Annotated in this window: 21 protein-coding genes and 1 tRNA gene; 13 read left to right on the plus strand and 9 right to left on the minus strand. The window is 43.2% G+C overall.

Annotated elements, in window-relative coordinates:
- The first annotated feature begins 69 nt into the window (after window positions 1-69).
- Window positions 70-2550 (plus strand): TonB-dependent receptor family protein, encoded by a 2481-nt coding sequence (locus L3C95_RS29045; protein ID WP_236393721.1) that lies wholly within the window; start codon window positions 70-72, stop codon window positions 2548-2550.
- Here L3C95_RS29045 and L3C95_RS29050 read toward each other — a convergent pair.
- Window positions 2545-3201, minus strand: a complete 657-nt coding sequence (locus L3C95_RS29050) for a protein-L-isoaspartate(D-aspartate) O-methyltransferase (protein WP_236393722.1) — start codon at window positions 3199-3201, stop codon at window positions 2545-2547. The genes L3C95_RS29045 and L3C95_RS29050 overlap by 6 nt on opposite strands.
- A gap of 199 nt (window positions 3202-3400) precedes the next feature.
- On the opposite strand from L3C95_RS29050, the gene L3C95_RS29055 reads away from it, so the two are divergent.
- Together L3C95_RS29055 and L3C95_RS29060 are read left to right on the plus strand one after the other, a co-directional pair.
- Window positions 3401-5125: a phospho-sugar mutase gene (locus L3C95_RS29055; protein WP_236393723.1), complete on the plus strand. Its 1725-nt coding sequence runs from the start codon at window positions 3401-3403 to the stop codon at window positions 5123-5125.
- 70 nt (window positions 5126-5195) lie between these two features.
- Window positions 5196-6182, plus strand: a complete 987-nt coding sequence (locus L3C95_RS29060) for a DUF2279 domain-containing protein (RefSeq protein WP_236393724.1) — start codon at window positions 5196-5198, stop codon at window positions 6180-6182.
- Between the two features lie 3 nt (window positions 6183-6185).
- On the opposite strand, the gene L3C95_RS29065 is transcribed toward L3C95_RS29060, so the two are convergent.
- Window positions 6186-6683, minus strand: a complete 498-nt coding sequence (locus L3C95_RS29065) for a phosphoribosyltransferase family protein (protein ID WP_236393725.1) — start codon at window positions 6681-6683, stop codon at window positions 6186-6188.
- Between the two features lie 118 nt (window positions 6684-6801).
- Between L3C95_RS29065 and L3C95_RS29070 the strand changes: the two genes are divergently transcribed.
- The 4 genes from L3C95_RS29070 (at window position 6802) to L3C95_RS29085 (ending at window position 9941) form a co-directional block, all read left to right on the plus strand.
- Complete coding sequence (locus L3C95_RS29070) at window positions 6802-8121, plus strand: (Fe-S)-binding protein (protein ID WP_236393726.1); 1320 nt, start codon at window positions 6802-6804, stop codon at window positions 8119-8121.
- A 25-nt stretch (window positions 8122-8146) separates the two neighbouring features.
- The gene (locus L3C95_RS29075) at window positions 8147-8926 is read left to right on the plus strand and encodes a (Fe-S)-binding protein (protein ID WP_236393727.1); all 780 of its coding nucleotides are present in this window, start codon (window positions 8147-8149) and stop codon (window positions 8924-8926) included.
- Window positions 8923-9345: a 4-fold beta flower protein gene (locus tag L3C95_RS29080; RefSeq protein ID WP_236393728.1), complete on the plus strand. Its 423-nt coding sequence runs from the start codon at window positions 8923-8925 to the stop codon at window positions 9343-9345. The genes L3C95_RS29075 and L3C95_RS29080 overlap by 4 nt, the downstream gene beginning before the upstream one ends.
- 89 nt (window positions 9346-9434) lie before the next feature.
- On the plus strand, window positions 9435-9941 hold the full coding sequence (locus tag L3C95_RS29085) for a hypothetical protein (RefSeq protein WP_236393729.1): 507 nt from the start codon (window positions 9435-9437) through the stop codon (window positions 9939-9941).
- A 97-nt stretch (window positions 9942-10038) separates the two neighbouring features.
- On the opposite strand, the gene L3C95_RS29090 is transcribed toward L3C95_RS29085, so the two are convergent.
- Entirely contained in the window at window positions 10039-10701 is a 663-nt protein-coding gene (locus tag L3C95_RS29090; RefSeq protein ID WP_236393730.1) for a hypothetical protein, read from the minus strand.
- 242 nt (window positions 10702-10943) lie between these two features.
- Between L3C95_RS29090 and L3C95_RS29095 the strand changes: the two genes are divergently transcribed.
- The 6 genes from L3C95_RS29095 (at window position 10944) to L3C95_RS29120 (ending at window position 14311) form a co-directional block, all read left to right on the plus strand.
- Window positions 10944-11387, plus strand: coding sequence for a DUF6934 family protein (locus L3C95_RS29095; protein ID WP_236393731.1), 444 nt, complete (start codon window positions 10944-10946; stop codon window positions 11385-11387).
- Between the two features lie 9 nt (window positions 11388-11396).
- A complete protein-coding gene (locus L3C95_RS29100; protein WP_236393732.1) occupies window positions 11397-11564 on the plus strand; it encodes a hypothetical protein in 168 nt (55 codons plus the stop codon).
- Between the two features lie 82 nt (window positions 11565-11646).
- Window positions 11647-11719, plus strand: a tRNA-Gly gene (locus L3C95_RS29105).
- Window positions 11720-11737: 18 nt separating this feature from the next.
- A complete protein-coding gene (locus L3C95_RS29110; protein ID WP_236393733.1) occupies window positions 11738-12103 on the plus strand; it encodes a hypothetical protein in 366 nt (121 codons plus the stop codon).
- Between the two features lie 550 nt (window positions 12104-12653).
- Complete coding sequence (locus L3C95_RS29115) at window positions 12654-13730, plus strand: AAA family ATPase (protein WP_236393734.1); 1077 nt, start codon at window positions 12654-12656, stop codon at window positions 13728-13730.
- Window positions 13727-14311 carry a DUF4276 family protein gene (locus tag L3C95_RS29120; RefSeq protein ID WP_236393736.1) on the plus strand — a complete coding sequence of 195 codons (585 nt, stop codon included), beginning with the start codon at window positions 13727-13729 and terminating at the stop codon, window positions 14309-14311. Before L3C95_RS29115 ends, L3C95_RS29120 begins: the two co-directional genes overlap by 4 nt.
- Before the next feature lie 254 nt (window positions 14312-14565).
- On the opposite strand, the gene L3C95_RS29125 is transcribed toward L3C95_RS29120, so the two are convergent.
- From L3C95_RS29125 to L3C95_RS29150, 6 genes are all read right to left on the minus strand, one after another.
- The gene (locus L3C95_RS29125) at window positions 14566-15054 is read right to left on the minus strand and encodes a hypothetical protein (protein WP_236393737.1); all 489 of its coding nucleotides are present in this window, start codon (window positions 15052-15054) and stop codon (window positions 14566-14568) included.
- A gap of 143 nt (window positions 15055-15197) precedes the next feature.
- Window positions 15198-16199, minus strand: coding sequence for a hypothetical protein (locus tag L3C95_RS29130; RefSeq protein WP_236393739.1), 1002 nt, complete (start codon window positions 16197-16199; stop codon window positions 15198-15200).
- 33 nt (window positions 16200-16232) lie between these two features.
- Window positions 16233-16757, minus strand: a complete 525-nt coding sequence (gene msrB / locus L3C95_RS29135; RefSeq protein WP_236393741.1) for a peptide-methionine (R)-S-oxide reductase MsrB — start codon at window positions 16755-16757, stop codon at window positions 16233-16235.
- A 72-nt stretch (window positions 16758-16829) separates the two neighbouring features.
- On the minus strand, window positions 16830-17657 hold the full coding sequence (locus tag L3C95_RS29140) for an alpha/beta fold hydrolase (protein ID WP_236393742.1): 828 nt from the start codon (window positions 17655-17657) through the stop codon (window positions 16830-16832).
- A 337-nt stretch (window positions 17658-17994) separates the two neighbouring features.
- Window positions 17995-18852 carry a helix-turn-helix domain-containing protein gene (locus L3C95_RS29145; RefSeq protein ID WP_236393748.1) on the minus strand — a complete coding sequence of 286 codons (858 nt, stop codon included), beginning with the start codon at window positions 18850-18852 and terminating at the stop codon, window positions 17995-17997.
- Between the two features lie 533 nt (window positions 18853-19385).
- A complete protein-coding gene (locus L3C95_RS29150) occupies window positions 19386-20612 on the minus strand; it encodes a M12 family metallopeptidase (protein ID WP_236393751.1) in 1227 nt (408 codons plus the stop codon).
- Window positions 20613-21748: the final 1136 nt, after the last annotated feature.

Below are 21748 nucleotides of genomic sequence, written 5' to 3' on the forward strand. Positions count from 1 at the left end.
TACTTTACATATGAGATAGATATTTTTGTCCTGGTCTCAACAATTAGGTCTCATTAACATCCATCATGCATGCTTAAACGTCTACTCCTGGCAGCGTTTATGTGCTGTGGCAGTATTGCTATGGCTCAAACCGGTAATAATTCCGCTAAACTCGTTGGTAAAGCCCTGGATGCCGTTACCGGCAAACCCGTGGAATATGCTTCTGTTGTTTTACTCAACCCGCAGGATTCTTCCGTAGTGACAGGCATGTACACGCAACCGGATGGCGATTTCACTTTCAATACCGTAGCTGCAGGCACTTATGTGCTCCGTATTACCTTTATGGGGTATGACAAGCTTGTACAAGCCGTAAAGATCATTCCCAACAAGCCGGTACAGTTTGCAGGCACCCTCAGGTTACAACCCGCCGGTAAAGTGCTGGCTACCGTGGAGATTAAATCGGAGAAACCCGCCTTTTCCATGCAGATAGACCGCCAGGTCTTTGATGCCGCCAGTATGGTGACTGCGGAAGGCGGTTCCGGGACCGACGTGCTGAAAAACGTTCCCAGCGTAGACGTGGATATTGATGATAATATTACCCTCCGTGGCAAAAGCGTGACCATCTACGTAGATGGTAAGCCATCCCCGTTCGGAGACGCTAAAACCGCCCTTCAGATGATCCCTGCGTCTACCATAGACCGCGTGGAGATCATCAACAACCCTTCCGCCAAATTTGAGGCCCAGGGCGGCGGCGGTATCATCAACATCGTACTGAAAAAGGACAAGGCAATTGGTTATAATGTGATGTTCAACGCCGGCGTAGCCACCCGCGGACAACTCAACGGGAATGTCAATGCCAGCCTCCGTATCCGGAAATTTAACTTCTTTGCCAATTATAACGGTTGGTATGGCAGCCAGACAGGTTATGGTTACAGTAACCGTCAGAACCTGGTGACCGATACTGCCGGTACGGCTTTCTTTACCCAGGACAGCCGGAATAAGAACAGCAACTCCGGCAATGGTGGCCGTATCGGGCTTGACTATTACCTGAACGACTACAATACCATCACGATCTCCGAAGGACTGAATGTCAATACCGGCAACAGCGCAGACGACATTATGCTGAACTACCTGGATGCCCACAAATCTGCCCTCCAGACCGGCGAGCGTCATAATACGAGCAATTACCGCAATCCGAACAATAATACCAGCCTGAACTTCCGCCATACCACCGACAAACAGAACGAGGAATGGACGGCATATATCAGTTATAGTAACAATAAAGGCCGGAATAATAGTAACTACAGCACCCGGTATCAAAATGCCGATGGTACGCCTGGAAATGCCCAATTACAGCGAAATTTAGGGATCTCCCAGAACCAGTTCTGGAATATCCAGACGGACTATACCACTCCGGTAGGCAAGAAGGGGAAGTTTGAAACCGGCGCCAAGGTGACCCTTCAGAATAACAACAACGATTATGATGCCCAGCTGTTCAATTTTACCACCCAGCAATATGAGAAAAGCCTGGACCTCTCCAACACCTACTATTATCAGCAGGACGTGTACGGAGGATATATGAACTTTTCCAATGCTTTCGGTAATCTCGGGTACCAGGTGGGCGCCAGGATTGAGCAGGCCAATCTTAAGGGCTTCTCCTACACCAAGGATACTTCGGTAAACAACCGTTTCCTGAACGTATTCCCCAGCGTATTCCTGAAGTATAACCTGCCGCGGAATGAGAACCAGAGCCTGATATTCAACTATTCCACACGAATAGACAGGCCAGGCTTTGACCAGCTGCTGCCTTATATCAACAACTCAGATCCACAGAATATCCGGGCGGGGAACCCTGACCTGAAGCCGTCTCTGACCCATAAATTTGAAGCGAATTATTCCAGGTATTTCCCCGGTACAAAAGACTACCTGAATACAGGTGTATATTATTCCCAGGCGAATGACGATATAGACCGTATCAGCCTCCTGGACACAACTACGGGTGTTACCACCACGCTGCCAATGAACCTGGCTACAGATAAGGACTGGGGAGCTAATTTCACCTACAACCTGCATATTATCCGCGGTTGGAATGTGACCACCAACCTCAATATGGAGTACAGCAAGCTGACTGGTCCGAGTATCAGTAATGAGTATGTCACCTATGGAGTAACCGTTAATTCCAATGTACGCCTGCCGGCAAAGATCAATCTGCAGGTGAATGGGCATTACCGTTCACCAAGAGTGGCGCCACAGGGTACTTTTAAGGCCATGAACGGTATCGATCTGGGTATCCGTAAGGAAATGCTTAAAAACAATGCCCTGGCTATCGCCCTGAACATTTCAGACGTACTTAATACGCAGGATTACAGCTCGCATTACGAAACTGCTGCTTTTATCCAGGATTATACCCGTAAAAGGACCACCCGTTTCATCCGTCTGAACATACGCTACCGTTTCGGGAAAATGGATCCGGATATGTTTAAGAAGAAAAAGAAACAGGAGGTGCCTGAAGAAGATGTTGATGATAAGGAAAAAGATAAGGATAAAAAGCCCGTGGACAGCACTTTATGATTTCTTGCCCGCCAGCATGGGCACGAAAGAAAAGTTATCGAACATTTCCTGGTCATATTCGGTATCGCTGATCTTGGTGATGCGCAGCATCCGCTGTACTTCCTGACCGCCAACCGGGATGACCATTTTTCCGCCCACTTTCAATTGCTGCAGCAGCTTTTCCGGGATCTGAGGGGCTGCCGCAGTCACCAGGATCTTATCAAAAGGCGCATAAGTGGGAAGTCCTTCATAACCATCGCCATAGAAGAAGCGGATGGTAGGGTACTTTGATTTAAAAGGGAACTGCTTTACCAGGTCAAACAGTCTTTTCTGGCGTTCTATAGTAAATACATTAGCTTTCAGCTCAGCCAGCACACAAGCCTGGTAGCAGCTGCCGGTACCGATCTCCAGTACTTTTTCAAAAGGTTTCACTTCCAGCAGCTGTGACTGATAAGCCACAGTATAGGGCTGTGAAATGGTCTGACCTTCCCCGATAGGGAAAGCCCTGTCCTCGTAGGCAATGCCTTCAAAAGCTGTATCCAGGAAATAGTGCCGTGGGATGTTGTTGATAGCCGTTAATACATTTTCGTCTGTAATGCCTTTCTGCCGGATACTATCGACCAGTTGCCTGCGTAATCCTTTTTGCTTGTAAGAATCTTCGTACCGCCTCATACCCGCAAAATTAACCAATACCCCCAATTTTCAATTAAGTGTGGAATACTTCTATTTATCAACATTACTGTTTTGTTTGCCGAAAATAACTTGGTTTGATAATTGCTGAGTTCTTTCCCAGCTATTCATTTTCTCCGGATTTTAGCTTTAATTTACACACTTGTTTTTTCTCAATAAGAAAACAAATCGAAATCGTTCTATGGATAATATCATTGAAAGTAAGGTATCACAGTGGCTCAGTGGCCAATTTGACACAGATACCGTGGCCACGATCAAGCAATTGCAACAGGATAACCCCGACGAATTAGCTGATGCTTTTTATCGCAGCCTGGAATTTGGAACAGGCGGTCTGCGCGGGGTAATGGGTGTAGGCACAAACCGTATGAATAAATACACGGTTGGTATGGCTACCCAGGGTTTTGCCAACTACCTGAAGCAGGCCTTTAGCGGTGAAATAAAGCTGGCCATCGCACATGACAGCCGCAATAACAGCCGCTATTTTGCAGAAGTTGCCGCTAATGTACTGGCAGCCAATGGTATTAAGGTATACCTGTTCGAAAGCCTCCGCCCTACCCCTGAACTGTCATTCACCATCCGTCACCTGGGATGCCAGGGTGGTATCGTGCTGACAGCCTCCCACAATCCTAAAGAATATAACGGCTACAAGGCCTACTGGAACGATGGAGCCCAGCTGGTGCCTCCTCACGATAAAAACGTTATCCGTGAAGTAGAGAAGATCGCCTCCATTGATGAAGTAAAATGGTCCGGCGGAGAAGCCAATATTACTAGTATTGGTAAGGAAGTTGACGAAGCCTATCTGCAGGAACTGAAAAACCTCAGCATCCAGCCGGAAGTGATCAAAGAACAGCACGACCTGAAAATAGTTTATACCCCCATCCACGGTACAGGCATTACCCTGGTGCCTGAGATCCTGAAGCGTTATGGTTTTACCAACGTACATGTGGTGGAAGAACAGGCTACTCCGGACGGTAACTTCCCTACCGTAGTATATCCTAACCCGGAGGAATCTGAAGCGATGAGCATCGGTCTGAAGAAAGCCAAAGAACTGGATGCAGCTATCCTGCTGGGTACTGACCCTGATTCTGACCGTGTAGGTATTGCTGTTAAAGATATTAAAGGCGAATGGACACTCCTGAATGGTAACCAGACAGCCGTACTGCTCTTTAACTACATCATCGAAGGCCGCAGACGTAAAGGTCTGGCTGGCGATACTGACTATGTATGTAAAACAGTGGTGACCTCTGACCTCATCGATGTATTTGCTGCAAGCAATAATGTAAAATGCTATAACGTACTGACCGGCTTCAAATGGATCGCTGACCTGATCAGACGCAAGGAAGGTGAAGAGAAATTCATCTGCGGTGGTGAGGAATCTTACGGTTACATGATCGGCGACAATGTACGCGACAAGGACGCTATCGCTTCTGTTGCACTGATCTGTGAAATGGCGGCTTATGCACGTAGTCAGGGAAGATCACTGTATGAACAACTGATAGACATCTACGTAAAATACGGTTATTATAAAGAGAACCTGATCTCCATCACCAAAAAAGGAATGAAGGGAGCAGAGGAAATTGCCGATATGATGCGTGGTTATCGTGAGAACCCACCAAGTACTATCAACGGTTCTAAGGTTGTAACGCTGTACGACTATGAACTGCAGCAGGTGAAAAACCTGAAAACAGGTGAAGTAAAACCGATCGATCTGCCAAGATCCAACGTACTGCAATTTGTACTGGAAGATGGTAGCAAGATCTCCGCTCGTCCTTCAGGTACTGAGCCTAAGATCAAATTCTACTTCAGTGTAAATCAGAAGCTTGAGAATGCAGCCGGCTTTGATGCTGCCACTCAGGCGCTTGATCAACGCGTTCAGGATATTATTAAGGATATGAAGCTGAAATAATCCTTCATTATTCTTTTATCTTTGTCCCGGTACTGATACACCCGTCAGTACCGGGATTTTTTTATACCTTATGAAAACCGCAGCTGTGCCACATTTAAGAGGAATACTTCTATTTATCCTGGTAGTATTATTGTACTACCCCGTCCTGGCAGGGCAGCAAAATCCTACTTCAGAAAGAGATACCACTATAGATACGCAGTCACCTACCCACATCAACCGCTCAAATATCTGGCTGATGGCTGGTGTTACCACCACGCTGTATGGAGGAGCACTGGCTATTCTCAATAATACCTGGTACAATCAGTACCCCCGATCGCGTTTCCATTCTTTCAATGATACGCCTGAATGGCTGCAGATGGACAAGGCCGGCCACTTTTACAGTGCTTATATGGAAGGGAAGATCAGCAGGGAAATGTGGCGCTGCACCGGGCTGCCGGAAAAGCAGCAGATCTGGATCGGCGGACTTAGCGGATTTGTTTATCAATCTGTTATAGAGATCCTGGACGCCTATTCTGCCGAATGGGGCTTCTCCTGGACAGATATGGCTGCCAATGCCGGTGGCTCGGCACTCATGATAGGTCAGGAACTGGTATGGCATGAGCAAAGGATACAGCTTAAGTTCTCCGCCTATCCCAAAAGATACCAGGACCCTTACCTGAAAACGCGTACAGATCAGTTGTTTGGAGATAATCTGGCAGAGCGGACCTTAAAAGACTATAATGCACAAACATACTGGGTATCAGTGAATCTGCATGCTTTCATTCCGCACAGCCGCCTGCCTGCATGGCTCAATATTGCTGCAGGATATGGCGCCAACGGCATGCTCAAAGGGGATAATAATATATGGAAGGACGGCAATGGTATTGAACACGATTATTCGGCTATTCCCCGTTACCGGCAGTTCTATCTTTCACCTGATATAGATTTCACCCGGATACCTACACGTAGAAAAGGAGTTAAAGTATTATTCCAGGTGCTGAATATGTTCAAGTTCCCCGCCCCTGCACTGGAGCTCACCTCCAGGGGCGTATTCCGCGGGCATCTCCTGCATTTCTGAGTGTTATACGAGGTATGCTGAGCGGATCTCATTCTCTTCCATATCCACCATCACCATGTCCTGCATGGTAGTAGAGAGTGAATGTCCTACGAAATCCACTGACAATGGGAAAGATTTATGTTTACGGTCTACCAGCACGGCAGTCTGTATTTTCTTAGGCAGGAACTGCAGGAAAGGTTTCAGGGCATACAACATGGTCCGGCCTGAGTTAGCCACATCATCTACCAGCACGATCGCCCTTCCGTTGAAATCCATCTCTTCAGATAGCTTCACCGCTTCCGGACGTTGTTTATCCAGGTTCAGTTGTAAGAGCTTGATACGCAAGGGAGAGATCTCCTGCAGTATCGCTGCGATCTTCTCTGCCAGTATCATTCCCCTGTCCCAGATACCTGCCAGGATAATTTCCTGTTCATCACTGTTATGTTCGTAGATCTCGTAGGCGATACGTTTGATCTTCTTCTCTATCACATCCTGGGTCAGGATCACGTTCTTAGTTTCCATGTTGGTTGTTTAGCGGGGTAAAATTAGGAAAAAGAGTCCATAGTCGGCAGGTCATAGTCTATGGCGGATGATCTATTTTTCCTTACATTGCTATAAATTAGGAAGTCAAATCTGACGTATGCATATAATTCAGGAGCTATTATTTGTAATTGCCTTCGGCATTGCTGTATATCTGTTTTACAGGAAAGCGAGGCAGATCAGGCAGAACATTCTGCTTGGCAGGGATGTACAATTGAATGACGAACCTGCCACTCGCTGGCGGAATATGTTACTGCTTGCATTCGGACAGAAGAAAATGTTCCGCAATCCCCTCGTTGCTGTGCTGCACTTCTTCGTGTATGCGGGTTTTGTCATTATCAATATTGAGATCCTGGAGATCATCCTGGATGGCATACTGGGCACCCACCGCCTGTTCGCCCCTTTATTAGGAAGCCTTTATGCGGTGCTGATCGGCTGTTTCGAGATATTGGCCGCCCTGGTGCTCATTGGCTGCGCCATCTTCCTGGTGCGCAGGAACGTTGTGAAGGTAAAACGTCTCAATCAACATGAACTGGATGGCTGGCCCCGTTCAGACGCCAACTATATCCTGATCACGGAAATAGTGCTGATGCTCCTGTTCCTGACCATGAATACGGCAGATCAGGCCCTGCAACAACATGGGCATGAACATTATATGAATACCGGCGCCTTCTGGGTGACAGGCCCTTTTGTATCGCTGTTTACAGGCTTATCAGACAGTACACTCATCGCCATAGAACGTACGTGCTGGTGGCTACACATACTGGGTATTCTGGCATTCCTGAACTACCTCCCCTACTCCAAGCACCTGCACATTATACTGGCTTTCCCGAATGCCTATTACGGTGATCTGCGGCCGAAAGGTAAAATGGAAAACATGCCGGCCGTACAGAAGGAAGTACAGCTCATGTTGCAGCCAGACCTCGCGGCAGAGGCTCCCGGCGGGGATATTCCTAAATTCGGCGCCAAAGATGTACCTGACCTTACCTGGAAGAACTTACTGGATGCCTATAGTTGTACGGAATGTGGCCGTTGTACTGCCGCTTGTCCGGCGAATATCACCGGCAAGAAGCTGTCGCCCCGTAAGATCATGATGGACACCCGCGACCGTGCGGAAGCCATTGGTGTTCAGATAGCAAAAACAGGTTCCTTTACTGAAGACGGTAAGACCCTGCTCCGCGATTATATCACTGAAGAAGAGCTCCGCGCCTGTACCTCCTGCAACGCCTGTGTACAGGAGTGCCCGGTGAGCATCAATCCCCTGCACATCATCCTGCAACTGCGCCGTCACCTGGTGATGGAAGAATCCAGCGCTCCGCAGGAATGGAACATGATGTTCAGCAACATAGAAAACAATATGGCCCCCTGGAAAATGAGTCCGGACGACAGGGACAAATGGGCCGTAGAAATGAATGGATAATAGCGTTAAGTTAAACTGATATACAATGCAAATAAAAACGATGGCCGAATACGCCGCCAACGGCGAAACACCTGAAATCCTCTTTTGGGTGGGATGTGCCGGCAGTTTTGATCAACGTGCGCAGAAAATCACCAAAGCCTTTGCCACTATCCTCGATAAAGTAGGCGTTCGCTTCGCAATACTCGGTAAAGAAGAAAGCTGTACCGGCGATCCTGCCCGCAGGGCCGGCAATGAATTCATCTTCCAGATGATGGCGCAGAACAATATAGCCGTCCTGAATGGTTATGAGGTAAAAAAGATCGTTACCGCCTGCCCTCACTGCTTTAATACACTCCGTAACGAATATCCTGAACTGGGCGGACACTATGAAGTGATCCACCACACTACCTTCCTCCAACAACTGATCGATGAAGGCAAGATCAGGATGAAAGAGTCCGGCTCATTCAAAGGACGCAAGATCACCTACCATGACTCCTGCTATCTCGGTCGTGCCAACAATATCTATGAAGCGCCCCGCAAAGTGCTGGAAGCCCTGGATGCAGAATTAGTGGAAATGAAGCGCTGCCGTAGTAATGGCTTGTGCTGCGGAGCAGGTGGCGCCCAGATGTTCAAGGAGGAAGAAAAAGGCGCTACCCGTGTCAACTTTGAACGTGGCAAAGAGGCGGTGGAAACCGGCGCTGCTGTTATTGCATCCAACTGCCCTTTCTGTATGACCATGCTGACGGATGGCGTGAAAGAACAAGGAAAGGAAGATAGCGTACAGGTGCTGGATATCGCAGAAATGATAGCACAGCAGATAACGTGAAACATCTCTTTACCTTCCTGATGCTCGTCTTTTGCTGCACAGCTGCAGCCCAGGATGTGGCCTTGTTTAACAAAGACGGGAAGGCTATCGCCTACATTGACACCAAAGATAAAGACCGGACGATCTACCTGTACAGCGGTGAGCCGGTCGCTGTCATCTCGGAAGCCGATGTCTATGGCTTCAACGGCAAGCACCTGGGCTGGTATGAAAAGGGCGTTGTGAGGGATCATGATGGTAAGAGGATCGGTAATACGAAAAAGGCGGCTACAGGGTATACCCAGTATGAGCCTTATAAAAGCTATAAGCGACAGAAGCCGTACATGGGATATAAGCGCTATCCGCCCTATAAGCCATACTTCTCCAATGCCTGGTCGGATGGGTCTTTTGAGGTGTTTCTGTCAAAGGGGACAGAAAAGTAATGTCCGCCGTCAGGCCCTACTATAAGTATCCTGACACCAAAATGACGCTCGTCAGTAGTCTGTACTCAATTTTTCGGTAATTTTGCATCATGAAACAGGAAATTCAACAATTACTACCGGCTGACTTTCACCCGTCTTCCCGTGTATGGATATATCAGAGTAACCGTCCTTTCAGCGAAAAGGAACAACTGGAAATAAATGAACAATTACATCAATTCACCTCACAATGGCAGGCTCATGGCGCTCCGGTGAAGGGCTGGGGCAAATTGCTGTTTGAACAGGTGATCGTGATGATTGCAGATGAATCGGATGTTGCCGTGAGTGGTTGTAGCACGGATAGTTCTGTGCGTATTATTAAGAGTATCGAGCGCCAGTATAGTGTGAACCTTTTTGACAGGCTTTTGCTGGGTTTTCTGGTAAAAGATAAGTTACAGCTGTTGCCAATGCAACAGGTGCCTTATGCGCTGGAAAAAGGGTTTATTGATGAGAATACGCTCTATTTGAATAATACGGTGCTGACGAAAGGTGAAATGGAGAAGAATTGGCTGTTGCCGTTGAAGGAGAGCTGGCTGGCGAAGAAATTTTCGATAGCGTAAGTGTTGATGATATTATAAAAAATCCTGCATTACCGGATTGGTGGTGCAGGATTTTTCTATTCAGCAACCGGTGGCCCTCACCGGCTTGGCGTGTAAACTAACGACCTCTGAGATCAATTTCCGGAAATTTTTTCAATACAAATTTTATAAACTGATAGAAGTCAGCGTTTGTGTATACCTCTTCGTTTCTATATTCCATCAAAAAATCTCCAGTCCTTATACAACTGCTCATGACAAATAGCCCTTTCTTAAAAGATAAGTTTATAGAATAGTCTTCGTCCGGGTTTATATTAAAATAATAATGGATAGTGCCGCTATTCTTTATCCTGGTGAATATATTTTTCAGACTAATATGGTAGTTGCGTTTATTCGCAGTATTCCAATCAGAAGAAAGTGATAAATATCTCAGGCGTTGGTGAAGCTGAACAATCCCTTTGTAATATGCTCTATTGGCAGATATAACGTCAACATTGCCCAGGGAATCGGCAATCATCATGCTAACATATATCTGTGCGGTTTCGCTTCCCTTCAGCAATAACTCCGCTTTTATTGCTGTTACTTTCCATCCATTTTCTTCCATTACAAACTTATCACCGGATGCACTCAGCAATTCGACATTAAACCTATTAATATGATTTGTTACTTCTTTGATGACATAAAAGAAGTCCTCATAAGTGATACAATCTTCAAAGCTCTCGCATTTCGTCACAGATAGATCCTGTGAGACAAGATAAAAATTAGTTTGTTCGGGAGGCTGCATATAACTGATTCGATGCGCAAATATATGCCACTATATTATCAAAGCAATTTATGAGTCAGGCATCGCCAGATGTTCATTTTGTTCATTTCGTAGGCAGATGAAAGTTGTATCGATGCCTGCCATTAAATTTGAAAACAAGTATACCATTGCTTTCACCCAGTGATATAGATCACTACTGTATACAAAGACTAACGGGGGAAGAATGTTTGCTACCATTTATTTGTTAACCATCTAATCAATATATGCAGCATAATATTTACAAGGATCTATATATCACAGATGGATATGAGGCGTTTGAATTTTTCAGTATTGGCAAAAGAGGAGTGGCACCCAAAAGAATAGCTTTCATCCCAACAGATCTTGAAGCAGTTTATAACCTTGTATTTGGTGATATCAATGTGGAGGGTGAGATAGACGATGAAGTAATTAGTGACAATGTTGATAGAAACAAAATTCTTGCAACAGTGATTTATGTTCTTAGTATTTACTTAGAAGCTTATCCTAAGAGGATTGTGTTTTTTACTGGTAGTACAGCGGGAAGACTCAGGCTTTACCGGATAGTTATAAGTTTGAACTATACTGAGTTCTCAAAAAAATTCGATATTTACTGCGAAACTGAATCTGGTATTGTTCCATTTGAAAAAAATATCGAAGCGAAAAATTATTTAGTTTGTAAAAAAGTTTAAATTTAAAGCATGAAAACTAAAGGTGTAAAATTTGACAACAAGTTTTTTCGGCAGAAAGTAACATTGACTGTTAGTGAGAAGCTTAATGCGCTTGATCTAAAGAAATTAGCACCGAAAAAACAAGAAATTGCCAATAGGCAGCTGGAAAGAATTAAAGATTTTCTTCCTAAGAGGTAATTGGTCAATTTTATCCTATCATTATTTTTCATGAAAAATGCCATTGTTCCACTTGAAATAGAAATTGGAACAGGTAATACAAGCGGGAATAGCTCAGTTGGTAGAGCATTAGTTTCCCAAACTAAAGGTCGCGGGTCCGAGTCCCGTTTCCCGCTCAGAGAACATCTATCAGCATGACTTTTATAGACACGATTGAAATCGTATGCCCAACCTGTGAAAAGAAAGCACTCTTTTTCTGCGAACACCGAAATGTAAAATATCACCACGCTACAGAAGGAGAAGTCCGCTGTGGGCATTGTGGCTATATCAATGCTTCTTTTAGTTTTACAAATGAACATTATTACTACCAGGTGCCTATTGGTGACCGGAAAGTATATGCCAAATCATTGGAGAATCTGATATTTATCCGGAATTATTTTTTCGAAAGAAGACGATTAAATGATGATCCGGACTATGACTTTCCAAAAACCTTCTATCAATCCCGGGATGAAATTGTCAGAAAGATTGATAAAATCGTACAAGAGGAAGATAAGAAATAACTGTCCTATTTCCTGGTCACCTGTGGTTTTCCCGGAAGATATTGACTAACCATCATAGCAATGAGGTCCAATTATTCCATAACACTTGCGACTATGGCGAAACTTCACGGGAACATACAACAATGATTTCCCCCCAGAATTCAACATAACCAATGGGAGAACGACGCACAGAAGTTTGTCCGCGGAGCATCATTCCAGGTCCTTTCACCGATGGGAGAATCCTTACTTGTATTCTATAAAGGGAAAGACAAGATTCCTTATAAAACACTCAAAAACTGCACCGAAGAACTTTGGGATACTGCCGTTTTTAAGGGATATCCTGATGTCATTTCTTTTTCGGAAATACAGTAGTTAAGTAATTGTCATATCTTCAACAAAGATACTAGGTTGCGGAGCCGGTGCCGTTTCCCGCTCAAATGGCATTCCACGGATGCAAATCACGAATACAACTTCAAAAACTTACCCTCACGGACCCAACGCTACCAAAGAAAAAGGCGAACTTTGCTATAGCCTTTTTCCGTTTTAGCTACATAAGATGTATTTTTAGCCCATGAGAATTAAGCAGCTTTACATCAGGAACTTTAAATCTCTTGTAGACTTCAAATTGGAGAATCTACCTTCTTTTGCCGCGGTCGTTGGACCGAATGCCAGCGGTAAGAGTAATATTTTTGAAGCATTGGAGTTTACCAATTATGTCTGCAGATTTCCATATGAAGCTACATCCTTCTTTGGAGGATTAAAAAATATCTATTCCTATCAGGCGCCACTTCGCAGTAATCTGAGCTTCCATTATCAATTTGATGACAATCTCAAGATAAAATTCGAACTATTGCCGACACCACAAAGAAAGATTGCTAGCTTTGATGATGCATATGGCATTGGCCATGACCCTGTGTTGGATTTGGAAGAAGAAAAGTTTTCATTCCTTGATATAAGAGATAAGCTGAAACGCGCAAACTTCCTGGAGATCCTTAAAAAGAAACAACTTCCGTATAACAATGAATTTGAAATATTCATCGATAACTTTTCAAGGTTATTCGTTGGTAAAAATTTTTTGAACAGAAGTTCTCAGCTACAATCAAGACTGCATACAGATGCATCAAACTTGTCACAGATTCTGGCACAAATCTTTGAGGATAACGAAAAAAAAGACGAATTCGTAGAATGGTTGCGGATACTTATTCCGGAGTTTAACGATATTGAGATAAGAAAATCTAACCTTGATGGGAGTTCTGAGTTTTTCTTGTATGAAAAGACGTCAGACCGACCTTTCTCCAAACATCTAATATCCGACGGTACAAACAATATACTCGCCTTAATGGCTGTAGTGTTCCAAACCGACAGCCCCCAGTTTTTATGTATTGAAGAACCCGAAAATGGACTTCATCCACAGGCTATAGAGTTATTAGTAGATTTTCTCCGGGAAAAAAGCGAAGAAAAAGGGCATCATATTTTACTTAATACGCATTCGCGAACGTTGGTAAGATGTCTGGAACCACAGGAAATTATACTCGTGAATAAAGTAAATGGGGCTACTATCGCAAAACAGCTGACTAAAGGGGATGCGGTTAATATAAAAACAGATGAAGCCTGGCTTACAAACGCTTTTGGAGGAGGTGTCTTATGATCAAAGTAGGCTTCATCGTTGAAGGGAATACAGAATTCTTCCTGCTTAAATCTGCTCTATTTAATGAGTTCCTACTAAAGAATAACATCGAGTTGGTGAATGTTATTAATGCTGGAGGCTCCGGCAACTTGCTACCACACAACATACAGGCGTATATCCAACTATTAGAAAAAAGCGGTGCCAAAAAAATCGTTATCCTTACAGATCTTGACCAGGATGCTTGTATAACAATCACCAAAGATCGGATCAAGGCCCGTCCGCAAGATCTCGTAGTAATAGCTGTTCAGCAAATTGAAGCATGGTTTCTAGCCTGTACTCCTGCAATGAGGCAACTGCTCAAAACTGATGAATTTTTCTTTCCACTTCCTCAAGCTGAGCAAACACCTTATCAAACCATTAATCGCCTAATGGTTGATTACACGGGAAAAGGTATTGGTAATAAAGCGGCAGGTAAAATGAGATTGGTAAAACGATTGTTAGAGCAACACGAACTTGATCTTTGCATTTCAGCAGAGCATCCAGCATGTCCCAGCGCCCAATATTTTATTAAAAAAGTCGCAGAACTGGGGCTCAGCAGTTAGCAGAAATTGCTTTTTATCAAGATTGCCAGCACTGAATCAAAATTTAAAAGACTCTGGAATAGCTCAGTTGGTAGAGCATTAGTTTCCCAAACTAAAGGTCGCGGGTCCGAGTCCCGTTTCCCGCTCAGATAAAATCCTCCCAATGTTGAATAAACAACATCAGGAGGATTTTCAATTTTGAGCCAATTCCAATAAATGACCCGATGTCCCCTGCTACCCTCAATTTGGTATCAAAAAAAACTCCACTCCTGGTTTTATACCGCCTTATTAGTCCTATATATCTTCCTAAATTGCAAAACGGCACCAATTATAAACATGATCAAAAGCAAAAGAAGTGTTTTTGCGATCAAAGGATCACTAGGCCCATGGGCCAGCGGATGACCTACAGGAATACGGTTAAACGTTTCATTTACAGTTGGGATCATCGATAAGAAAAAACTGAAAGAAAGGAAGAAAGTCTCTATATAACGAGCACGGTTATTTCCAGGTTTCCAGGCATAAAGAAGATATGCCACCAATACCAGTATCACAACTAATAATGCAAGAATATGTCCCGGATTAACTCCCTTAACGCTTGATAATCCTAATGCGGTCAATGAAGTGATCAGTGTAAAATAAAAATAGATCTTCCCCGGAAGTTTGCCCAGATCTATTTTTCCGCCTTTGGTAAAAGCTATAACTGCAGCGACAATCGCAATAATGCCTATAACAGTATGGAAAATCCCCAAGATTGATAATCCCATGATCTTAACTTTTGAATGTGTAATTAATATTGCAAATATTGTAACAATAGAAGAAATGCACTTTGTGAACCGGGTCAATTATTTGGCAATATGGTTCAGAAACGTCTGGCGCCAGAAAGAAAACGCTAGCAAGTCTTATCTCCCTAGAAAGATACCAGTGATAAGCCAACATTCACATAAGGAGCACTCTTATTGCTACTGGTTATGGATGCGTTATTATAGTTTTCTCCTTCTTTAAATAGTTTAGCAGACAGGAAGCTATTAAGTCCACCATCCAACGTTAGCATAATAGTCTTCGCGAACAGCAATTCAAACGCTGCCCCATTTTTCAGCTCAATCGTATTGTAGCTTACCTTACCATCTAAGAAAGCATTGTGCCGATCATAGAAAATAGAATATGAATGCTGATTGGAACCGATTGACACCCAGGCGTTCTTAGCTATCTCTTTTTTCAAGTTAACACCCGTGGGAAGATCTACGATCAGTTCAAGTCCGGATGAAATGAATTTATGATAATAGTTAACAATAGGCTCAACAGGTATTGGCGAAGATGGATCTATCAAAGCTAATAACCCAACGGAGAATGTAGTGTTTTCGGTTTTTTTCAAGGGCAAATTGATACTACCATTCAAATTGAAACGGCGAAAACTATTTACTCCGTCCGTAATTCCTCTGACAACTAATGCATAAACCACCGGGTGATTAAATATCCTGCCCGACCTGGCATAATTTAAAGCAAGATCGAATGTACTTTTATCTGAGGTCAGAGGAGTTAATGGGACCTCTGGAAACTTATTGCTGATGTCTTTTAGCGTTGTGGATGTATAGGCGTAATAGATACTGGCCGACAACGAGTTCCCTTTCCATTTAACAACAGGTACGTTGAAAAAAGTACTTATGCGTTCGGTTTTTATCTTTCCGCTGGCAAAATCACGATCATCCAGTTTTGCATCAAAATCACTGTAACCAAAACCATCGAACGATATGCTGAATTTTCTTAAACCAGGGTAACGAATGGCGAGTTCTTTCATAGCTGCACCGATCGTATCAGTTCGGGGATGTAAAGAAGACATGCTAATCATGTTCTGTGCCTGCATGATACCAGGCAACAATAGGAAACATAAAAGGAAAACTTGTATTCTCATGCTGTTTATAGTCATATGTATTTGGTAGAGGGTTTATTTATCCGCAGGCATCTTGTCTGGTTCAAAATCAAGGCTAATGGAATTCATACAGTATCTTTTGTAAGTTGGAGGAGGGCCATCATCAAAAATGTGTCCCAGATGGGCATCGCAGCGTCCACAAAGCACCTCTGTACGATCCATTCCATGAGAATGATCTTCTACATATCTTACACTATTCTTTCTTAACGGCTCATAGAAGCTCGGCCAACCACAACTGCTGGCAAACTTGGCATCCGACCTGAAAAGTATGTTTCCACAAGCTGCACAGTAATAAGTCCCTTTCGTTTTGCTTTTCCAGTATGCTCCGGTAAATGGCCGCTCGGTATCCTTCTCTCTGGCTACTGCGTAGAGGTCTGCAGGCAACACTTTCTTCCATTCAGCATTGGACACGTTCAGCTTTGTAGTGTCTGTTATTGAATAGTAGGGATTGTTTTCATGCCCTTTAGCAGATCTCTGGTTTTGGGCACAAGCACCAACAGATATTATCGCCAGCAGATAACTAAAAATAATTTTCTTCATATTGACTGAATTACGCTTCCCGTCTATCTTTAAATATTGTCCGGATTATTCTTCTTTATAAAAAGAGAATTATTATTTTTTTATAATAGTGTTAAGTATCTGAACTAATTCACCAGGTTTAGATAGAAAAGGACTATGGCCTGATTTGATCTCATAAGTGTTTAAAATATGTGCTTCAGCAACCATCTGTTGTTGAAACGGAAAGCTGATCGCTTTGTCTTCCATTGTATAGATGTAGTATTTATTAGCGATGGTGCTGTAAACTTCATTACTATAATTCAGAGGAGTTCCGGCAGCGCCAACAGGTTCCGGGCGAAGCTTTTGTACCAATAGATCAATATCTTCATCCGATCCGTCTTTACAGAATACCTCACGCATATTTACCTCAGGATTTGCAATCGTTACCGTACTTCCATCAGCAGAAAATGCTAATACAGAAGGAATAGATGTTCCTTTGTCCTTTGCTGAATAATCGAACACACTGCTACCGCTTTGAGGAATAAATCCTGCAACGTATATCAATTTTCCTATTTTCTGAGGAACTTTACAGGCTGCCTGTGTAACTATTGCACCACCCAGGCTATGTCCGACCAGGACCACAGGACCATTCAAACTATTGATAACATCAGTCACCTGTTTGACATATCCATCAAAGGTTATTTCATTAACAGGTGTTTGATCGTTACCATGGCCAGACAATTCCACCAAAACAACTTTATTTCCGTCAGCTTCTAAAGATGCTTTTACCTTATCCCATACAAAAGATGCCTGCCAGGCACCATGCACCAAAACAAAAGTGGAATGATTCCCGTCTTTTGCTGCTTCATCGTTATCCTTCGAACAGGAATTTAAGGATAGTATCAATAGTAATAAAAGCGCTATGTCTTTAACGTATTTCATATTTATATAAATCTTTGTTTAATTTATCTTCAGGAGAAGATGAACCAGGAAGGAATTGACCTGTTCCTATTTTGTAAGACCAGGCATTATGCAGCTCCAATATGCTCACCTTTTGGTAACAACAACTACCGTAACAGCACAAGGCAGCTCAGTTTACGAGTTGTTTTGTTATATCACCTTGACAAGGCAAAGTTGCAGTACAAAGAAGAGATGCGTTTTGTGAAAAAGCTCAATTTTTAGGGAATATGGATCAACAAACAGATATACAGCGTCCTTATAGCGTTTGGGTTAAAACATACGAATGAGATCAGGAAAAAGTACAAACGTAATCATCCTTCTATCTTTTCTTATCTGTCTTATTTAGTAAACGGAAGTCTGAAGGTGGTGTGTGATATTTATCATGAAAGCTTTTCGTAAAATTGGCCAGGTCATTAAATCCACAGTCAAAAGCTATATCTGTGATACGTGCATCGGAAACTAAAAGCAGTTCTGCAGCTCTTTCCAGCCTTTTGTTTTTAATATAACTGGCAGGAGAATCATTATATATCTTTTTAAATTCCCTTTTAAATGAAGAAACGCTCAAATTAGTTTTTTGTGCTAATTCATCGACATTGACCTGGGAAAACAGGTTAGCTTCTATTACTTGTTTGAACGTATAAGTTGCTGGTGAAAAAAGTTGGGACAGTATGACCTGTATGATTTCGGCATCTTGTGTCTGTGATAACAAAAGAATGATCTCCTTCAGTTTTAAAACTAAAATTTCATCATTTACCAAAGATGGGTTTTCAAAATAAAATAGCAGGCCCTCTATATATTTTTGAATCAAAAAGTCGTTGTTGATCTTTCCGCTTGACTGGTTGGAGATCTTTTCCCTTTTCTGAAATATCGATGGAAGCTCTCTCTCGTAAATTTTCTTTAGTATGTCCGGATGGAAAGTGACGATTACAATTTCGCCATCGCTGTTATTGGAATCGGCAATCTGTTTCCCCGAGTTCAGGCAGTTTAGCAATAATGCGTGGTTGGCAGGGATATTGATAGAGTCATTATCAAATTGAAATTTGGTCTCTCCTTTCAACATGTACAATAAACAAGCCTGTTCTGCCACAGGGAAAGCAAATTCAAAAGGCGGCTTAATATCTACCTTTTGAATGAATGTTTTCCCAAACAACTCAAATTTTTTATAGTCAGTAACCATTTAGCTATTTTATTTATTGTATCGCGTAGTTACCTTAAAATTGATTATCAATATTGACAAAACAAAATTGAAATCTCAGGAATACAAATACTTTGTGAATCAGGTCAATTATTTGGCAATTTGGTTCAACCGGCAGTTCACCCCACCACCACAGCGAATTTCTTTTAAATATAATATAGTTCCGTTGTTCTGCAGCGGCATCCATCAACTCCTCTTTGTCCTGCCCCTCAAACTGCCCTTTTAGAGCTTGTAAGGACCGTGTTTGGAACCATCATGCCAGCCAGAAGAACACTGGAGCAAAGATATGGCTTAGGGAAACATCCCATGGAACAGCTATGAGAAAAATATGCGCAAGATTCTGCTTTAGTCATAATCAATTAGTGAAAAAATGAGCCCGGCTGGGCATAGATAGCATAAAACAGCGGGAAGAAGGCACCTTGAAGCCGCTTTCTTCCCGCTGTTTTATGGACATCTACATACAGCTACCTGTTTTATCATCTTCTACCGATACACGGGTCCTGATCATCATACACCTACCATCCGGCATACGTATACCCCGGTCCGGCCAATATGCCCACGGAAGACCAGGTGCAACCAGGCACAGGGTTCATGCTTCCATCGTAACGGCAATGTGTTGTAGCGGAAGCGATATAATATTGGTTCTGACCCGGTTCAATGGTCACAGAACCATCATAGCCTCCGGATTGCCCGGGATGGATAGACTGCGAGAGCCTGTATTTTACCTGTAATCTGCGAGGGAGATTAATTTCCACCGTGCATGCGGCATCAGCATACACCTTTACACTAAGATGGCTTATATTATACTGTTCCCAATCACTGCTGTAATCTTCATAGCTATATATCGCCTTTAAGAAAACAGGCCGGTAAAGGGCGTCGACAGACTCGAGATCTCCCGCAGAGAGGCCGCAGAAGTTGGGCCAATAGGGATTACCATCTACTCTTTCAATAGTAGGAATGGTTACATCAAAAACGAAATTAGGATCTGTTATAACGGAGGGATATAACATGATGGAATTAAAGTCAAAGGTGCCGATATCGAAACCATTCATACCCCTATCAACATAGGTTTGGAAATTGTGTTCCATCCCGGGCCTGATATTGTCCCAGTTAATGGCAATAAAGTTGTTACGATCGGCTCTCGACTGTTCATGAAACAGTCCTACGGCATGACCTATTTCATGGATCAGGGCACATTCAAGACCGGAAGTCTGCGTAAACCTGATCGTCTGTTTGCCGCCGGAACGCCCCACAGCGGAAGAATTCTCAGTACTGCCCTCGAACTCAACGTAATCACCCTGACCGGTGCCTGGCACAAAGTCGATGCCTGTTGTTGCCTCCCAATGCTGGATGGCCCAGTTGATCATGTTCATGCCTGTGCCTGTCACATTTGAATTAACTGTAAAAGGAACGACTCCACCCGGCCACAGTTTTGCGGCATCACCTATTACGGCGCGGGCACTGGTGTCAGATCGGAATGCATTGACCTGTTCCTGTGTGAGCATTATATCGCCTTCGAGGCGGTAATGGTCGCCGGCCTTTTCAACATACAGGACTGATTTCCCTTTGGTGATCTTTATCACCTCACCAGGCACATAATCTTTCGGAAAATAGAAATTGTTTCCTTTGCCGCTGATTTCACGACCAGGCGCCTCTTTCTTTTCAGGAACAGCGCTTTCCTTTTCCTTGCAACCGAACCAGCAGATTGCCAGGATCATTAAGAGGGAGATTTTGGGTTTCATGTTTTGCTTGATTTAGGGTAGGTTAAGAAAGATATGATGATTGATACAAAACGCCGGTCAGGCCTGGGTCCTATAGTCAAGTTCTGGGTCGGGGGGAATAATGGTTTGAGCAGTCGGGTTGATAACTTTAAGAACACAGGTTGTATATCGAATATACAAAAAAATGGCGATTGCAAACTGGGGTATCCAGGTTTAATAAATTCATAATTTTCGTTACAGCATCAGTATGTTGGTCGCATGTTGTTTGCTTAAAACAGATCAATATACGATCAACCTACGACTAACCTACCTCGTATCCATGTTTCATCCTGCTTTCATCATAAACGTTTACTGCTATTACTCTTTGCCTATCTATCTTTACTCACCTGTTTTACCAACAGTTCCACATCCAGGCAATAGTCGACAAAAGGATCAAACTTTAAAGGAAGCGGTACTTCCAATTCGATCTATCTGCTACCTCAATATTAGCTCTGCCGAAATGCTCTTAGAGAGGTACCAAATGTTTATTGTTAGTGCTTCCGCTTAGTAGCACAGATGCTATTATGCACCCGCCCCAGTAACGAAACACTGATTTATTTAGACGCGCCAATGGCACGGATTTTTCCAAAATATGTCGGACAAACACAAGTAAAAGTGATACGAATGTTTAACGATCTTTTCTGATTACATCACAAAGCTAAGAAGAAAACACATGCGGAAAATACGCATTTTCTTCCTTCAAAAAACAGCACAACAATCTGATTTACAAACAATTAATAACATAAAGACAAAATAGAGAAAATCAAGTACTTTTCGGACACTCTTGTTGTCTCGCTTAAATACCGCTTTGACACCGCTTAGATACCGCTAATCCTACGTTAATCCTACGTTTAAAAACGTAGGATTAACGTAGGATTAGCGGTATCTAAAGGGTATCAAGACGGTATCTGTCTTAGTACAGAAAAACTTTACAGTTTTTGCAAGAAGTTTCAGGATTGACTTTACAGGTTATTGAAATAATTCATTATTTGCTTTACAGATGTGCAAATTAAGCTTTACACTGCTATTTCTGTTGTTTTTACCTTCTTTTTAGCGATCCATCTTCGCTTTAATGCTCCACTGGCTAAATGAGCCTGATTAGGCGTCAGATTATTGCA

Origin of the sequence: Chitinophaga filiformis, assembly GCF_021646545.1 — a bacterium.
Lineage (GTDB): Bacteria > Bacteroidota > Bacteroidia > Chitinophagales > Chitinophagaceae > Chitinophaga > Chitinophaga filiformis_A.

Bases quoted from the DNA above. Each gene is read 5' to 3' on its own strand.
- L3C95_RS29100 (WP_236393732.1), top strand. From the start codon at position 11,397: ATGAAAACTAAAGGTGTAAAATTTGACAACAAGTTTTTTCGGCAGAAA.
- L3C95_RS29120 (WP_236393736.1), top strand. From the start codon at position 13,727: ATGATCAAAGTAGGCTTCATCGTTGAAGGGAATACAGAATTCTTCCTG.
- L3C95_RS29075 (WP_236393727.1), top strand. From the start codon at position 8,147: ATGCAAATAAAAACGATGGCCGAATACGCCGCCAACGGCGAAACACCT.
- L3C95_RS29110 (WP_236393733.1), top strand. From the start codon at position 11,738: ATGACTTTTATAGACACGATTGAAATCGTATGCCCAACCTGTGAAAAG.
- L3C95_RS29050 (WP_236393722.1), bottom strand. From the start codon at position 3,201: ATGAGGCGGTACGAAGATTCTTACAAGCAAAAAGGATTACGCAGGCAA.
- L3C95_RS29115 (WP_236393734.1), top strand. From the start codon at position 12,654: ATGAGAATTAAGCAGCTTTACATCAGGAACTTTAAATCTCTTGTAGAC.
- msrB (WP_236393741.1), bottom strand. From the start codon at position 16,757: ATGAAGAAAATTATTTTTAGTTATCTGCTGGCGATAATATCTGTTGGT.
- L3C95_RS29060 (WP_236393724.1), top strand. From the start codon at position 5,196: ATGAAAACCGCAGCTGTGCCACATTTAAGAGGAATACTTCTATTTATC.
- L3C95_RS29085 (WP_236393729.1), top strand. From the start codon at position 9,435: ATGAAACAGGAAATTCAACAATTACTACCGGCTGACTTTCACCCGTCT.
- L3C95_RS29140 (WP_236393742.1), bottom strand. From the start codon at position 17,657: ATGAAATACGTTAAAGACATAGCGCTTTTATTACTATTGATACTATCC.
- L3C95_RS29090 (WP_236393730.1), bottom strand. From the start codon at position 10,701: ATGCAGCCTCCCGAACAAACTAATTTTTATCTTGTCTCACAGGATCTA.
- L3C95_RS29070 (WP_236393726.1), top strand. From the start codon at position 6,802: ATGCATATAATTCAGGAGCTATTATTTGTAATTGCCTTCGGCATTGCT.
- L3C95_RS29130 (WP_236393739.1), bottom strand. From the start codon at position 16,199: ATGAGAATACAAGTTTTCCTTTTATGTTTCCTATTGTTGCCTGGTATC.
- L3C95_RS29045 (WP_236393721.1), top strand. From the start codon at position 70: ATGCTTAAACGTCTACTCCTGGCAGCGTTTATGTGCTGTGGCAGTATT.
- L3C95_RS29125 (WP_236393737.1), bottom strand. From the start codon at position 15,054: ATGGGATTATCAATCTTGGGGATTTTCCATACTGTTATAGGCATTATT.
- L3C95_RS29150 (WP_236393751.1), bottom strand. From the start codon at position 20,612: ATGAAACCCAAAATCTCCCTCTTAATGATCCTGGCAATCTGCTGGTTC.
- L3C95_RS29145 (WP_236393748.1), bottom strand. From the start codon at position 18,852: ATGGTTACTGACTATAAAAAATTTGAGTTGTTTGGGAAAACATTCATT.
- L3C95_RS29065 (WP_236393725.1), bottom strand. From the start codon at position 6,683: ATGGAAACTAAGAACGTGATCCTGACCCAGGATGTGATAGAGAAGAAG.
- L3C95_RS29095 (WP_236393731.1), top strand. From the start codon at position 10,944: ATGCAGCATAATATTTACAAGGATCTATATATCACAGATGGATATGAG.
- L3C95_RS29055 (WP_236393723.1), top strand. From the start codon at position 3,401: ATGGATAATATCATTGAAAGTAAGGTATCACAGTGGCTCAGTGGCCAA.